11 protein-coding genes and 4 pseudogenes are annotated in these 14636 nt (G+C 65.9%); 8 read left to right on the top strand and 7 right to left on the bottom strand.

The window, feature by feature from the left end:
• Positions 1-166: 166 nt before the first annotated feature.
• From J1M40_RS12865 to J1M40_RS04495, 5 genes are all read left to right on the top strand, one after another.
• Positions 167-319 carry a helix-turn-helix domain-containing protein gene (locus J1M40_RS12865; protein WP_342356879.1) on the top strand — a complete coding sequence of 51 codons (153 nt, stop codon included), beginning with the start codon at positions 167-169 and terminating at the stop codon, positions 317-319.
• 54 nt (positions 320-373) lie between these two features.
• Positions 374-886: a helix-turn-helix domain-containing protein gene (locus J1M40_RS04480; RefSeq protein WP_002854161.1), complete on the top strand. Its 513-nt coding sequence runs from the start codon at positions 374-376 to the stop codon at positions 884-886.
• A 157-nt stretch (positions 887-1043) separates the two neighbouring features.
• A complete protein-coding gene (locus J1M40_RS04485) occupies positions 1044-1523 on the top strand; it encodes a PIN domain-containing protein (RefSeq protein WP_206450494.1) in 480 nt (159 codons plus the stop codon).
• An 84-nt stretch (positions 1524-1607) separates the two neighbouring features.
• Complete coding sequence (locus tag J1M40_RS04490; protein ID WP_002854159.1) at positions 1608-2348, top strand: hypothetical protein; 741 nt, start codon at positions 1608-1610, stop codon at positions 2346-2348.
• Complete coding sequence (locus J1M40_RS04495; protein WP_206450491.1) at positions 2345-3448, top strand: XRE family transcriptional regulator; 1104 nt, start codon at positions 2345-2347, stop codon at positions 3446-3448. The genes J1M40_RS04490 and J1M40_RS04495 overlap by 4 nt, the downstream gene beginning before the upstream one ends.
• A 60-nt stretch (positions 3449-3508) precedes the next feature.
• On the opposite strand, the gene J1M40_RS04500 is transcribed toward J1M40_RS04495, so the two are convergent.
• Positions 3509-6343: a DNA methyltransferase gene (locus J1M40_RS04500; protein ID WP_342356880.1), complete on the bottom strand. Its 2835-nt coding sequence runs from the start codon at positions 6341-6343 to the stop codon at positions 3509-3511.
• A gap of 42 nt (positions 6344-6385) precedes the next feature.
• Entirely contained in the window at positions 6386-7168 is a 783-nt protein-coding gene (locus J1M40_RS04505) for an abortive infection family protein (protein WP_036314019.1), read from the bottom strand.
• A gap of 59 nt (positions 7169-7227) precedes the next feature.
• Between J1M40_RS04505 and J1M40_RS04510 the strand changes: the two are divergent.
• A pseudogene (locus J1M40_RS04510) lies at positions 7228-7501 on the top strand (transposase); the annotation flags it as partial.
• A 322-nt stretch (positions 7502-7823) separates the two neighbouring features.
• Here J1M40_RS04510 and J1M40_RS04515 read toward each other — a convergent pair.
• Together J1M40_RS04515 and J1M40_RS04520 are read right to left on the bottom strand one after the other, a co-directional pair.
• A pseudogene (locus J1M40_RS04515) lies at positions 7824-9001 on the bottom strand (IS3 family transposase).
• Positions 9002-9262: 261 nt separating this feature from the next.
• A pseudogene (locus J1M40_RS04520) lies at positions 9263-10650 on the bottom strand (IS3 family transposase).
• Between the two features lie 156 nt (positions 10651-10806).
• Between J1M40_RS04520 and msrB the strand changes: the two are divergent.
• Positions 10807-11232, top strand: coding sequence for a peptide-methionine (R)-S-oxide reductase MsrB (gene msrB, locus J1M40_RS04530; protein WP_053447646.1), 426 nt, complete (start codon positions 10807-10809; stop codon positions 11230-11232).
• A 175-nt stretch (positions 11233-11407) separates the two neighbouring features.
• Here the strand turns inward: msrB and J1M40_RS04535 are convergent, their stop codons facing one another.
• Complete coding sequence (locus J1M40_RS04535) at positions 11408-11875, bottom strand: YkgB family protein (RefSeq protein ID WP_020624493.1); 468 nt, start codon at positions 11873-11875, stop codon at positions 11408-11410.
• A 294-nt stretch (positions 11876-12169) separates the two neighbouring features.
• Positions 12170-12799 (bottom strand): TetR/AcrR family transcriptional regulator, encoded by a 630-nt coding sequence (locus J1M40_RS04540; RefSeq protein ID WP_158443063.1) that lies wholly within the window; start codon positions 12797-12799, stop codon positions 12170-12172.
• A 192-nt stretch (positions 12800-12991) separates the two neighbouring features.
• Between J1M40_RS04540 and J1M40_RS04545 the strand changes: the two genes are divergently transcribed.
• On the top strand, positions 12992-13564 hold the full coding sequence (locus J1M40_RS04545) for an MOSC domain-containing protein (protein WP_011117093.1): 573 nt from the start codon (positions 12992-12994) through the stop codon (positions 13562-13564).
• Between the two features lie 213 nt (positions 13565-13777).
• Here J1M40_RS04545 and J1M40_RS04550 read toward each other — a convergent pair.
• Positions 13778-14515: pseudogene (locus J1M40_RS04550) on the bottom strand (transposase); the annotation flags it as partial.
• Positions 14516-14636 lie beyond the last annotated feature (121 nt).

A 14636-nucleotide genomic window follows, 5' to 3' on the forward strand; every position in this document is an offset into this window, starting at 1 on the left:
ATCGTGGTGATGTCCCTTTCGAGAGTGCTCTGGAAGGTTCGCTCGAAGGCTCCCACGGTGACCGCGTCCGTGCAGGGGACGGTGTCGGTGACCGGGGAGGGTTACACCACTATCAGGGACTCAACTGGCTGAGGGCATCGCCCTGGCCAAGGCCCGCGGCAAGTACGTGCAGGCCCCGAAGCTCTCGGACACCGATGTGGAGCAGGCGCGGGTGATGATTCAGATGGGGATCCCGAAGGCGGAGGTGGCGCGCACGTTCGGGGTGAGCCGGCAGACGCTGTACACCTCGCTGGCTCGGGGTGTGGAGACGGGGGGCTGAGCCTGGCCTGGAAGAGGGTTGCGATTTTTTCGTTTCGTCTCCCATACTGCTTGCATGACCACCACGCTCAACGACAAGCACACGGTGATGCCTCCCACGGACCTGGAGGAGATGCTCGATTTGAGCAGGTTCCTGGGGGGCTTGACGCAGCCGGCCGCCCTGCTGGGACCTGACGGGCAGACCGTTCCTCTTCCGCTGGAGGCGTTCAACGTCCTGCGCGACGTGGTCGAGGCCATGCGGGTGGGCAAGGCCATCACCGTGGCCCCGGTCGATCAGATGCTCACCACTCAGGAGGCGGCCAACTTCCTGGGCATCAGCCGTCCCACGCTCGTGAAGCTGCTGGAGAGTGGGCAGCTCCCCTACGAGTTGCCCTCCGGGGGACGCCACCGGCGGCTGCGCCTGCAGGACGTGGTGGAGTACCAGGAACGGAAGCGCCGGGATCGTCGTGCTGCCCTGCAGGAGCTCGCGGGCTCGGCCTCGGAGGCGGGGTTGTACGCCGAGGACGCGGATCGCTACCGGGACGCGCTCCGGCAGGCGCGCCGCGACCTGGGGCAGGAGGCCGAGTAGTGGCGCGCTTCAGTGCCGTGCTCGACGCCTGCGTGCTGGTGCCCATCGCGCAGGCGGACACTCTGCTCTCCCTGGCAGACGCCGGCCTCTACCGGCCGTTGGGAGTGAGCGGATCCTCGAGGAAACCATCCGTGCGCTGGAGACGATCCATCCGGACATGAAGGAGTCCGGGGCGGCCCGTCACCGCGCTGCCGTGATGAACGAAGCGTTCGACGATGCCTGCGTGGAAGGGTGGGAGGAGCTTCTGAGCGCGATCAGCCTGCCTGATGAGAACGACCGGCACGTGGTGGCCGCGGCGATCCAGGGGCGCGCGGATTTGATCGTGACGGCCAACCTCAAGGACTTCCCGACGGAGGTGCTGGGGCGGTTCAACCTGGAGGCCCAGCACCCGGACGAGTTCTTCGTGAACCAGCTCGACCTAGACCCCGCTGAGGTGATGCGTTCCTTGCAGGTGCAGGCATCGGCCACCCGCAACCCGGCTCTCACCGTGGCGGACATCCTCGCGAGCTTGGAGCGGTGCGACGCTTGGAGGTTTGCCGAGGCGGCCCGAGCTCAGACCTGGCGGCTGGAGAGCTCGCAGGTGGGAGGCGGAGGAGTCGCAGGCGGGGTTGCCCCACTGAGCAGTGCCGACCGATGAAGATTATACTTCAGTTTTCATCAAATTATGATCATTGGTGCTTCTCTTCTGGACTTGTCGAGGCGGCCATGCTTTACTGTCTGCGTGGATCGAGCCGAAGAAGCAGCCCAGGGCGCCTTGCACGCCATCACTATCGCCTGCACCGAGAGCGGCCTTACTGACGCCTTGCGCGGGCTGGTGCAGGAGGTCTACTCGATCAACCTCGCTCGATACGAGCCTGACGAGCTCGGTGACACTGCGAGGTCCCTCGGCTTCCAGGGCCACGAGAACATGACGGAGCGGGCCCTGCGGCGATTCCGCCACGATGACCGTGAGCGCGCCGACACTCACTGGAGCATTGACGGGCTTCATGTGGCTACTCCGCGGAACGTCCTCACCTTCGAGCTCGCGGGCGCGAGCTTTTTGACGATGAAGGTCCCACCTGCGCAGCGGCGTACTCCTGACTGGGAGGGTGGCATCGACTGGAGGCAGAAGAGTAACGCCCGGTTGGCGTTCGCCACCGAGAACTCGGAAGTTCTGAAGCACAGGACCCCTGCCACCGGCATGGTGCCTCTCTTCTCATTCTCTGGTGCCCCCGGAATTGTGCGGAAGTTCATGTTCCTCTGGGCAGGGGAAGCCAGCACCGGGCTGACCGCGGGCTGGCTGGCCGTTCCCGTGCTCGGTGAGAGGCCCTTCCTCGCCCATCAGAGGCTCTGGTGGGACACCGACCTCGACACGCAGGCCACGCCGACGCCCATGGCTGATCGTGGCCCGAACTTCGATGAGAGACCCGCAGCAGCCCTGTCGATGGCCCTCAAGCGGCGGCCTCAGGAAGGCCAGGCGTGACCCGACCTTCGCATCTCTCCGCTGCGGGTACGGACTTCGATGGCACTCGGCTCACTGTGGCTAGAAGGCTGCGCCGGAAGACCAAGGCGACTCTCGCCCGGGAAGTGGGAGTCACCCCCACGGCCATCGGGCAGTTCGAGAAGAACCTCTCGAAGCCGACTCAAGGCGTCCTGGCCCGGCTTTGCTTGCAACTGGGCCTGCCTCGGGAGTTCTTTGGCGCAGGACGACCCTTGGCGCTCCTGCCCGCGTCCGGGGCCCACTTCCGCTCGTTGCGCTCTACGTCTGCGGCGTCCAGGGAGCAGGCGCTGGCCTATGGCGAGCTGTGCCTGGAGCTGGTTGACCTGGTGGGTGCCTACGTCGACCTTCCTTCGGTGTCGCTGCCCGAACTGGAGCTACCCGAGGAGCTGACCGATGAGGCCATTGTTGAGGCGGCTCGGCTTACTCGTGCGGCGTGGGGCATCGCCCCTGGCCCTGTGCCATCGGTCGTCCAGGCTCTGGAAGCGCATGGAATCATCGCCTTGCGGTTGCCGACGGAGACGGATGCGGCTGTGGACGCGTTCTCGACATACTCCGGAGCAAGACCACTGGTTTTCCTCTCCCCGACCAAGGATGACAAAGCTCGTAGTCGGTTCGACGCGGCCCATGAGTTGGGCCACCTGGTTCTGCACCCCGACACCGAACCGGGGTCGAAGCTAGTGGAGCAGCAGGCCCACCAGTTCGCCGCTGAGTTCCTCATGCCTCGAGACGAGATCATTGAAGACCTGCCCCGGCGCATTAACTGGCCGGCGTTCCATGAGCTCAAGCGCCACTGGGGGGTCAGTCTGCGTGCCCTGGTTTACCGTGCCCACTCACTGGGACGGCTCTCCGAGGCCTCGTACAGGCGCGCCAATCAGCAACTCTCCGTTTGGGGGCATCCCGAGCCCGGGCCCCTTGGCCCGGCAGAATCGCCACAGGTGCTCGGGATCGCTCGGCAGCTGATCACCGATGGCGGATACGACTTCGAGGCCATCATGGCCGCTGGCCGTATCGCTCCCGAGGTGGCCGAAGCGGTCATGGATGCCGCCTCGACCGTCCGACCGAAGCTGCGGTTCGTCATCTGACACGGTCCGATCTCTGCCACCAGTGCCGGTGCTTCTACGCCTTCTCCATATGGCGCGCTGCTACGAAGTCAGCTGGGCATAACGGGCGAAGAGTAGCTCCTGACGCTCCAGCTCGGTGCGGCACCGGCGGGGTGCTCCCATGATCTTGTCCATCACCGCGTCCAGCCCGTCGTGGGCCCTCACCAGGACCGGGTCCATGCCCAGCGGGGCGTAGTGCTGGGCAAGGGACCGCCTGGGATGTAGGGCTCGGGCTTCGAGGACCTTCTCGGCGGCGCGGGCCAGGGCGGCGCGGTCCTTGTCGGTCAGGGCGGGCAGGGGGAAACCGTTCCAGGTAATCGTGCTGGAGAAGGACAGGTCGGACTTCATACGTCCGCCGACGGTCTTCATCCAGGTGATGAACATCGAGGAGGAGGCCACAGCGAACACGATGCCATCGGGGTCCAGGGCGCCGTAGACCTTGTTGGAGATGATGACGTCGGGCTCGAAGTGAGCCACGGGCAGGTAGGCGCGTGCTTCGCTGCTGACCTCGGGGATACCGACGAACGGCACGTCGGAGACGAGGCCCCGCTGACGGAACAGGTGGGGGAAACGTGCCCAGTCCCGGGTGGAGGCGGCCTTGGACTTGGCCCGTTCGGCGGCGACACCCTCGAGGCGGCGCTTGAGCTCGGGGGAGTGGGAGGGCGCATCCGGGTCCATGTCGGCCAGCCAGAGGCACCAGCGCTGCTGGCCGCGGATCAACTCGACCGCGCCGACGTAAGGGCGCACGTAGGGGGCCATGACGGGATCGGCCATCACGGCCTGGTACTGCTCTGCGGTGACCACGAGGTTGCCGGCATCGGCAGGCTTGGATCCGTAGGTGACCTCCGGAAGGTCGGGGGCGAGGGGGGTGCTTCGCTTGTCCACGAGGACGTTGGGTCCGTCCACGAGGTAGGCGTTGATGGTCTTCACCCCGGGCACCTCGCGGGCTTCACCGCGTGCATGCTCGTACTTGAACAGGCGCGCCTTGGTGCCGGGGTCGCGGGTGAAGCCGATGATCACGCAGTGCACCGCGGCCTTGCCGGGGGCTTGAGAGTCCCACGCGAAGGTGCGGTGGGCGAACTTGATGCGCCAGCCGGCGGCGAAGATCGGGGCGAACAAGCGGGCTGGCTGGTCCCCCTGAACGATCGAGTTTGTGGTCACGAACGCCCACTCCCCATCCCGCTCAGCCAGCAGGCGCAGGGTCAGTGCGTGCCAGGAGGTCACGAAGTCCAGGCGGGAGAGCTGCTTGCCTTCACCCCAGGCCGCCTGCATTAGCGCCAGCTGGGCAGCCGTGCGGGTGTGGTCACCTAGGAACGGGGGGTTGCCGAACACGAACGTGCGCCCGGCCGGGGCGGGGAGGGCCTGAGACCAGTCGAGGGTGAGCGCGTCGTGTTGGTAGATCGTTGCGGTGATCTTGATCGGCAGACGCACCGGGACCTGGCCGAGCGCGGCGGCCAGCTGCCGGTTGGCCTGGTGGTCCACGAGGAACATGGCGGTCTCGGCGATCTTGGCCGGCCACCAGTTGATCTCGATTCCGTAGAACCGGTCGATGTGGATCCGCTGGTCCAAGCTCACGTCTAGGGAGAGGTCCTGGGACCCGGTGCGGCGGCGCTGGTCGGCCAGCAGGTCCGTCTCGATCTCGCGCAGCTTGGCGTAGGCCAGGTTCAAGAAGTTGCCGGCTCCGCAGGCCGGGTCGACGTAGATGTTGGCGGCCATCTCCTCGATCAGGCCGATCACCTCACGCCGGGTGGTGGTCTTGTTCTGGATGAGTCGGTCCGCTCGGGCGCGGTACTCGTCCAGGAAGAGCGGGCCGATGGTCTTGAGGATGTTCTCCTCGGAGGTGTAGTGCTCTCCGTCCCCGCGGCGGGCCTGCTTGGACTTGACCAGTTGGAACATGGAGCCGAATACGGCCGGGGAGATCTGGGTCCACCGGAACCGGCAGGCGGCCACGAGCGCGTCCCGGAAGTTGTTGGTGAGGAACCCGGCGGTGGAGGTGCCGTCGAAGATGCCGCCGTTGACGTAGGGGAAGCGGGCCAGGGAGTCCGGCACGCCGCGGCGCCGGTTCTCGGGGGTGTTGAGCACGCGGAAGAGGGCGTCGAGCTGGGGGCCGAGGTTGTCGGCGGTGGTGTCCCACTCCACCCAACGCTGGAACAGGTCGGCCTCCCACAGGCCGGCGTCGTCTCCGTAGAGCAGGAACAGCAGCCGGGTGAGCAGGATCGAGGCCTGCTGGGTGGCGAACTCCTCCTCTTCGGCGTCCTCGGGGGCCTCCTCGCCCACGGGTACGTCCACCTCGTCCCCGACGAGGGCGGTGAACATGGAGGCCATCAGCTGCGCGGCCGCGATGGAGGCCTCTTGTTCCTCGGTCTTGGTCACGGTGTCCCGGCCAGCCAGGAACATCAGCTCGTCCACGTGATCGGCGGCGTCCTGCACCGCGAACTCGGACACCCAGCCGGCCTCGCCCAGACGTTCGACACGGATGCGGGCGAAGTCGGTGACGAGCACGTACTTGGGCCACTCGTGCTGACCGATGGACCCGCCGGCCAGGTAGTCCAACGCCTGGGCGTGGGCGACATCGAGGTCGGCGTCCAGGGACTTGGCCTCGCCCAGGGCGACGCCGGACCAGAAGAAGTCGATGTAGCCGGCCCCACCGGTGGAGGCGCGCGCGGCCCCGCGCTCGAACAGGTCGATGCGCTCGGGGATCACCCCGAAAGCGCGCAGCAGGTCGGACCAGAACTGCTGGGCGAAGGACTTCTCCGTGTGGGTTTGTCCATCGGTCCGCCAGCGGTCGATGCGCTGACCCCAGGCATGTCCGAAGTCGTCCAGGGCTGCGCGGATGACGCCGCGATCTGCAAGTTGCTCCACAGGCACAACGTACACGGGGCCCTGCCGTTCTAAACCTAAGAATCGGGGCCGAGAGGGTCAGCTGGAAACGGGCGGTTTCTCTACGTGGGTGTCGATGAGGAAGCCGGCGATGGCGAACCCCGCGTTGACCGCGAGCTTGGCATGGCGAGGTGCCGGCCCCACAGAGCGCTTGCCTCGACCGTGGGCGTCGCTGAGGGCATTCCTCATCGCGGCCAGTCCTCCAACAAGCGTTGCCGCCCCACTGAGGATCTGCTTGATGATCTGTTCGCTGTGCTGATCCGGTGCCACCTGCATCGCACTTGAGGTGGCCTTGTAGAGCCGAGCGAGATCCCACCCGTCTTCGTACTTCACTCCGCGTTCATCGCAGATGTGCTTGCACACGCTCTCGATGGTGGTGCGGGTCGCGGTGATAGCTCCGTCGGGGTCGTCCTGGACTTTGGTCAGCGCGGCCTGCCAGGACCTGTTGACGGCCTCCCAGTCCTCGAGCTTCTGCAGGGACTCCTGTGCTGCGTGCGCGCCGGGGGTGCCGGCGGAGAGGAGCATGCCCCGTAGCCGGGTGAGCTCCCCTTCAGGGGGGCGGCCGTTTTTGAACTCGCCGTCGTAGGAACACAACTCCAGTAGCACGGCGCGTTGTTGAGGCAGCGGAAGAGAATGCAACCCGGTCTGGAAGATCTGCCATCGGGAGGGGCTCCCGTTCCACCGATAGGGGCCCAGCATGTCGGTGTAACGAGCGAAGAAGTCATGGAGATGGGGGCCGCTGAAGCCTGTCTCCTTGGCGAAGAGCGAGGTGGCTAGAGAATCGATCCGGAACGGCAAAAGCGTTGGAGAGGTAGAGGCCATATACGCTCCTAGGGCGTGTCTGACAAACAGTCTAGGGGCCCACTGGCACCTTGGAAGGCATGTCCCGTTTCCAGATGCTCTCCGATGCCCAGTGGGAGCTGATCGCCCCGATGCTGCCTACTCACACGGGCCGGCCCGGCAGGCCCTTCTCGGATGCGCGGATGATGATCGAGGCCATCATCTACCGGTACCGGTGCGGGATCGCCTAGCGCGATCTGCCCAAGGTCTTCTGGCCGCGGCAGAGAAGTGTGGACCTGGTATCGACGCATGGCCGAAGAAGGCACCTGGGATCGGGTGCTTCAGATGCTGATCGCCGCAGCGGACGCGGGCGGTGCTCGCGTAATCCAAACGATTGTCAGACACGCCCTAGTGGCTGTGCTCACCCTCCTGGCCACCATCGTGCTCAGCTGGGTCGGTCTGGGAAGTTAGGCAGCCGCCGACGCCTGAAACGCCGGTAGCGTCGGCCGCGCGGGACACGAGGTACCCCTAACGACCAGCAACTGGGCTCATGTTGGGGACCTTGGCGGCATCCTAAGGCGCCCCCCCTGAAGAGGGTCGCCTTGTGCACCACCACAACGCTGACCGTGACGCGGTACTGACCTGACAGGTCCCATCGGTGCCCGGGGTCTGCCATGAGTTTGCTTGACACGAGTTATCAGGCGGCGGCAGCCGCCTGGACTGATTGAACCATCTCGAACTCGACAGGGGTGAGCTTCCCGAGACGGGCCTGCCTACGACGGCGGTGATAGGTCCGCTCGATCCAGCTCACGATCGCGAGCCGGAGCTGGTCGAAGGACTGCCAGCGACGCCGGTTCAGCACGTTCTTCTGCAACAGCGCGAAGAAGGATTCCATCGCCGCGTTGTCCCCAGCAGCACCGACCCTGCCCATCGACCCGACCAGGCCGTTGACCCGCAGCGTCTCCACGAATCGCCTGGCTCGAAATTGCGATCCTCGATCCGAATGCACCCGGCAGCCCTGGACTCCGGCTTTGCCTCCACGCCGGGCCAGGGCCATCTGCAGGGCGTCCACGGCCAGCTGCGAGCTCATCCGCCGATCGATCGAGTAGCCCACGATCCGATTCGAGAACACGTCCTTGACCGCGCAGAGATAGAGCTTGGAATCCCCGGCCCAATGCTCTGAGATGTCCGTGAGCCACAACTGATTCGGCTTCTCAGCGCGGAACTCACGACGAACCAGATCATCATGAACCGCAGGGCCAGGACGCTTGCCCGAGCCGCGACGGATCGAGTGGCAGCAGCGGACACGCACGAGCCGGCAGGCCTTCAACACCTGGTGGTCCGACACGGCCAGGCCACGACCGCGGAGCTCGTCAGCCAGGAACCGGTATCCGAACTCCGGGTCATCGGCATGGGCATCGAGGACGGCGTTGGCGGCATGCGCGTCGGACCATTCCCGCTCGCTGACAGGTTCGGCCAGCCACTGGTAGTAGGCCTGACGGGAGAACCCGAGGACCCGGCAGGAGAGTTTCACGGGAATCCCGTCGCGGGCCAGGTCCTTCACGACGGGATAGCTCATTTTGGGGACTGGCCCAACTTCAGGTTCGCCTGGGACAGATACGCGGCTGCGCGGCGTAGGACCTCGTTCTCCATCTCCAATTCACGGTTGCGGCGCTTGAGCGCCTTCAACTCCTCGTTCTCAGCCTTGGTGACGCCGGGCCGGATCCCGGCCTCGACATCATCCTGGGCCAGCCAGCGCCGTAGGCAGGAGGCGGTGATGCCGAAGTCCTTCGCGACCTGCGCGATCGGCATCTGGCCCTTACGGGCGATCGCGACCACGTCCTGGCGGAACTCTCGGGGGTATGCAGCGGGCATGAGGACATCCTTCCAGCAGTCCCTCCCGGGACCACAGATCAGATGTCAACCAAACTCACGGCAGACCCCCTACTCCATGTGCTGGTGGCGTACCTGGGTCCACTCGACAAGTCGGGCTAAAACGCAATTTTCACCGACCGCACAGGAGCCCATAATGAGCCTTGTCCCACTCGCGGTACGGAGCACTGTGCTTGTCCTCACCTTCGTGCCCCGGCTCTATCGCACTCCGGAATTTTTCAAGGTGTTTGAGGCCAGTGGGTGTCAGGCGGCTACCGGTTCGGCGGCGGTTGGTTGGTTGATCCAGGCGTGGGTGGGTAGCGCGAGGATTTTCGGGTCAGCGGTGGTGGAGAAGCGCTCGGGGTGAGTAGCGCGGGCCGCGGCCAGGGCCGCTGAGCGCTGCTGACTCACGGTCGCGGCGTGGCCGTAGTGGACGTCGGCGGGGGTGTGCAGCCCGATCCCGGTGTGACGGTGTCCGTGGTTGTAGGTCTCGACGAAACCGGCCATGAACGCCCGGGCGTCGGCCAGAGAGCCGAAGCGGTCCGGGAAGACCGGGGCGTACTTCAAGGTCTTGAACCACGCCTCGGAATACGGGTTGTCATTGCTCACGCTGGGTCTGGAGTGGGAACGGGTGACGCCGAGGTCGGCCAGCAGCGCGGCCACAGGTTTGGAGGTCATCGAGGTGCCGCGGTCGGCGTGCACCACGGTGGGCACACCGTGAACCCCGAAGATCTCCTTCATCATCTCCTCGGCCAGAGGCCCGGACTCTCGGGCGTGGACGTGGGCGCCGACGATGTAGCGGGAGTAGACGTCGAGCATCACGTAGGCGTCGTAGTAGACGCCCTTGGCCGGGCCGGGCAACTTGGTGATGTCCCAGGTGTAGACCTGACCGGATCCGTCGGCCATCAGCTCAGGGATCGCTCGGGCCGGGTGACGGGCCTGGCGCCGGCGTTCCTTCACCTGCGCGGCGGCTGCGAGGATGCGGTACATGGTGGCGATCGAGCACAGGTACACCCCGCGCTCCAGCAGCGTGGCGTAGACCTGGGCCGGGGGCTGGTCGACGAATTCGTCACTGTTGAGCACCTCCAGCACCCGTTCCCGCTCAACGCGACTGAGCCGGTTGGCCGGCTCCACCGCGGTCCGAGGTCCCGGTGCTGTCCGGGCCCGCCGGCGGGTGGCGGTGGCCCGCGACACCCCGGTCAGTCCCGCTGCGTCCCGGGTGGTCACGCCTGCGGCGGTGAGCTCGGTGTAGGCGCCCATCAGCGCTTCTTGCGCGGCTGCTCGGTGTCCGCGCTCTCGGAAATCTGCTCCAAGAGCGCGTGTGCTTTTCCCATGATGTCCAGGGCGGTCTCGGTGGTGGCCAGCTTCTGCTGGGAGGCGGCCAGCTGGCGGCGCAACCGGGCGATTTCGGCCTGCTCCGCACTCGGCCGGCCAACGGCTTCATCGGCCGCCTTGCCTTCGAGCACGCCAGCATCGCGCATCCGGCGCCATTCGCTGATCAGCGAGGAGTACAGGCCCTCCCGGCGAAGGTAGGCCCCACCCTGCTGCTCCTGGCAGGCCTGTTCGTAGGCGGCCAGATGCGCCAGCTTCTGCTCCGGGGTGAAGCTCCGGCGCCGAGCCGGGCCACCAGCACGAGGGTGAGCGTCACTCATCTGTCCATCATCGGCGATCGCGGACAACGGCGGGGCGAACGTGGAACTACTCATGGTGATCGATCCTGAATCTCGCCCTGCGTCAGGCGGACTTGCTGTGAACCACTGGACTCAACTCACCCTGACACGCAGGGGCCGGGGACCGTTGAAGCCGTCATGAACACTGGATACGACAACTACCGGCCCGAGGTGCACAAGAGTGAGGAGCAGTGGCGTGAGGAACTGACGCCGCAGGAGTTCCAGGTACTCCGGAAGGCGGGCACCGAGAGGCCGTACACGGGCCAGTACTACGACGCGCACACCACCGGTGTCTATCAGTGCCGGGCGTGTGGCCAAGAGCTGTTCACCAGCACTGATAAGTTCGACTCGCACTGCGGGTGGCCCTCGTTCTGGGCTCCCCTGGCCGAGGACAGGGTGCGTTACCTACGTGATCGGTCCTTGGGGATGGAGCGCATCGAAGTGCGCTGTTCCCGATGCGACTCCCACCTGGGGCACCTCTTCGAAGGTGAAGGTTTCCAGACCCCCACCGATCAGCGGTTCTGCATCAACTCGATCTCCATGAAACTGATTTCCTCCGACTGAGTGGCCGCCCACCGGCTGAACCCTCAGCGCGCCGGCTCCAGGGCTTCGCCGCCGCCGGCGCGCTGACCAACCGGCCCCCAGGTCACCGGGGCAGAGAACATGGGCCGGGACGGGGTACCGCACCAGCAGTTCCCGTCCCGGCTCGTTCCGGGTCACGGCAACGGTCGTTTCCGGGCTACCGGCGGCGGGCGTGCTGCAGCGACTCGGCAGCCGTGAGGATGGATGCCCCCAGAAGCACGGTGTCCTTGAGCAGGAACTGCCCCACCATGGACAACTTGGTTTTCCCGTGGTTCTCCTGCTGCACTCCCGGGGTCGTGGCCATGAAACTGAGCGTGGTGACGAACATCCCTACCGCCCCGAGGCTGCCCAGGGCCGAAGCGCGCGGGGCGAGGGGCTTGGCGGCGATGAGAGCTCCCATACCGATCTCGGCCACCCCGATCAGCTGCGCTGTCTTCTTCTCCCCCAGCTTCTTGAGCACCCCGGAGAACAAGGGGCTGGAGGTGACCAGGGGCCTGATGTTCTCCATCTCGTAGTCCTGGAATTTCAGGGAACCGATCCAGACGAGGTTCGTCACCAGGGAATAGCGCAGTACCGAATTCCCCATCTGCTCGATCCCCGTGGTGGAAGTGTTCTTCGTCATCATTTTCTTGTCTCCTCGTTTTTTCTTGTAGATATCACTCGGACTTGAAAAGGAACCCACGGTTCCATGCTCATGCAGCACCTGGTTCTGCACCGGCAACCCGCGGTTTCCCACCGACGCAGCGTGGTACGCACACCCCGTCTTCCGCGTTGTCTGTGCCGCAACCCTTTCCCCGGGCCACCTGCGGAACTCGCGCGCACAGGCGCGTCGGGACGACCTCGTCGGCTTCGTGCGCCACCTCACGTGCTTCCGGACGCATCATGGTCCGGAATCGTCGTCGCCAGGTGTCAACAGGGCTCATCCCTTCCGAGCTATCGGCCTGCGAGTCGAACCGTGCCCATGAACAACTTCGCAGGCCATGTCGGCGGCCAGCTCGACCAGCGCAGGATCCCGTGTCATCTTGGCGGACGTTTTCGCCCCGTCGTACAGCACCATCACCTTGTCCACCGCGGTCGAGGACCCGTCCTCCCCGAGCAAATGGGCGATATGTGAGGCCAGTGCTTCCCGGTAATGAGCGATCACCTGGCCCACCCCGAGATCATCCGGGCGTTCGATGGCGGCGTTCATGAACGGGCATCCGTGGAACGTGCCGGCCAGAACATCGACAGAGATTCCATCGAAGAAGACTCTCAAGCGCTCAGTCGCGCTGGCCCGGGGGTCGTCCCTGGTTTCGGAAGCGGCTTTCCAGGTGGCCTCCTCCTGCTGGAGGTAAGCCACTACCAGAGCCTGTTTGTTGCCGAAGTGGTGATACATGCTGCCCTTGGCCACGCCGACCTCAGCGATCACCAGATCGATGCCGGTGGCATTGATGCCGCGTGTGTAGAACAGCCGGCGGGCGGTCGCCATGATCCGCTCACGAGCTCCCGTGGACCTCGCAGGCGACCGGTTCGGCGCAGTGGCCTGGGCTTCGGGGATGACTGCCATCATGCGCACCATGCTAGACGGATCCGTCTACAATCGTGGCTGGCGCCGCGCCGGAGGCCCGTAAGACAACCGATCCCCCGGGTCTCTGACGGGGCTTGGAGGAGGAAACCTGAACGCTGAAATTCTCGCTATCAACGGTGCGTCCGGTGGTGTCTACGGTGTGCCGGCAACCGTGGTGACGAAGGGAATGATGGCATGATGCAGACCTATCAGTACGACGTGGAGATCCTGCACCTGCTCGTGTCCCCGGGCCATGCCTACTTCGGCCGCGCCCGGGACGGCGCGGCGGACGTGCCCACCACGGATGCCGACCGGGTCGAGCTGGTGGCCGGCAAGGGCGTGGTGGGCGACCGGTTCTTCGGCAAGGCCGCGCACATGGACGCCGCCCTCACCCTGCTCGCCGTCGAAGCACTCGAGGCCATGGCGGCAGATCTGGGCACACCTCCCTTCGACCCGCTCCTGACCCGGCGCAACGTGGTCCTCCGGGGCGCCGAGCTGGCGCCCCTGCTCGGCGGGGAATTCGCGTTGGAGTCCCAAGGTGCTTTCGTGCGGCTGCGGGGTGGGCGGCCGGCCCACCCCTGCGCCTGGATGGACCGGGTGCTCGCCCCGGGCGCGCACGCCGCCATGCGCGGCCGGGGCGGCCTGCGCTGCCAAGTGCTCTCGGACGGGTTCCTGCACCGCGGGCCGGCCGTACTGCACAGCCCTGTCCCGCTCGAGGCCGAACGAGCCGGGGATTCCGTCCGGCGGCGACCGACACGGCTGCCATAGCGCCCCTCGTAGGTGACGCAGCCAGGGACCCCCTTGCTTTACGTAAGGCCCGGCTACCGGTCACCCGCGGCAACGATGACGCAGTTGGGGTTCCCGCGGGGGCCGTACGGGTAGATCGATGTGGCAGTGCGCTGTGTGGCGTATGCCGCCTCGGGATTCCTGTGGCCGCTGGTCGTCTCCGGAATTTTTCAAGGTGTTTGAGGCCAGTGGGTGTCAGGCGGCTACCGGTTCGGCGGCGGTTGGTTGGTTGATCCAGGCGTGGGTGGGTAGCGCGAGGATTTTCGGGTCAGCGGTGGTGGAGAAGCGCTCGGGGTGAGTAGCGCGGGCCGCGGCCAGGGCCGCTGAGCGCTGCTGACTCACGGTCGCGGCGTGGCCGTAGTGGACGTCGGCGGGGGTGTGCAGCCCGATCCCGGTGTGACGGTGTCCGTGGTTGTAGGTCTCGACGAAACCGGCCATGAACGCCCGGGCGTCGGCCAGAGAGCCGAAGCGGTCCGGGAAGACCGGGGCGTACTTCAAGGTCTTGAACCACGCCTCGGAATACGGGTTGTCATTGCTCACGCTGGGTCTGGAGTGGGAACGGGTGACGCCGAGGTCGGCCAGCAGCGCGGCCACAGGTTTGGAGGTCATCGAGGTGCCGCGGTCGGCGTGCACCACGGTGGGCACACCGTGAACCCCGAAGATCTCCTTCATCATCTCCTCGGCCAGAGGCCCGGACTCTCGGGCGTGGACGTGGGCGCCGACGATGTAGCGGGAGTAGACGTCGAGCATCACGTAGGCGTCGTAGTAGACGCCCTTGGCCGGGCCGGGCAACTTGGTGATGTCCCAGGTGTAGACCTGACCGGATCCGTCGGCCATCAGCTCAGGGATCGCTCGGGCCGGGTGACGGGCCTGGCGCCGGCGTTCCTTCACCTGCGCGGCGGCTGCGAGGATGCGGTACATGGTGGCGAGGGCGTGTCAGATGGTCTGTGTAAGCCGTACCGAGAGGAACGGTAAGAATCATGACCATGATCGACGAGAAGAACCCAGGCGAGCCCTCGGGCCAGGACCTGGTCGAGCAGCTGAAAGCCTCAGG

The sequence above is a fragment of the Micrococcus sp. KRD026 genome, from assembly GCF_017168445.1.
Lineage (GTDB): Bacteria > Actinomycetota > Actinomycetes > Actinomycetales > Micrococcaceae > Micrococcus > Micrococcus luteus.

Excerpts from the sequence above, each read along its gene's own strand:
- J1M40_RS04480 (WP_002854161.1), top strand. The coding sequence starts at position 374 with ATGACCACCACGCTCAACGACAAGCACACGGTGATGCCTCCCACGGAC.
- J1M40_RS04485 (WP_206450494.1), top strand. The coding sequence starts at position 1,044 with ATGAAGGAGTCCGGGGCGGCCCGTCACCGCGCTGCCGTGATGAACGAA.
- J1M40_RS04505 (WP_036314019.1), bottom strand. The coding sequence starts at position 7,168 with ATGGCCTCTACCTCTCCAACGCTTTTGCCGTTCCGGATCGATTCTCTA.
- msrB (WP_053447646.1), top strand. The coding sequence starts at position 10,807 with ATGAACACTGGATACGACAACTACCGGCCCGAGGTGCACAAGAGTGAG.
- J1M40_RS04535 (WP_020624493.1), bottom strand. The coding sequence starts at position 11,875 with ATGATGACGAAGAACACTTCCACCACGGGGATCGAGCAGATGGGGAAT.
- J1M40_RS04540 (WP_158443063.1), bottom strand. The coding sequence starts at position 12,799 with ATGATGGCAGTCATCCCCGAAGCCCAGGCCACTGCGCCGAACCGGTCG.
- J1M40_RS04545 (WP_011117093.1), top strand. The coding sequence starts at position 12,992 with ATGATGCAGACCTATCAGTACGACGTGGAGATCCTGCACCTGCTCGTG.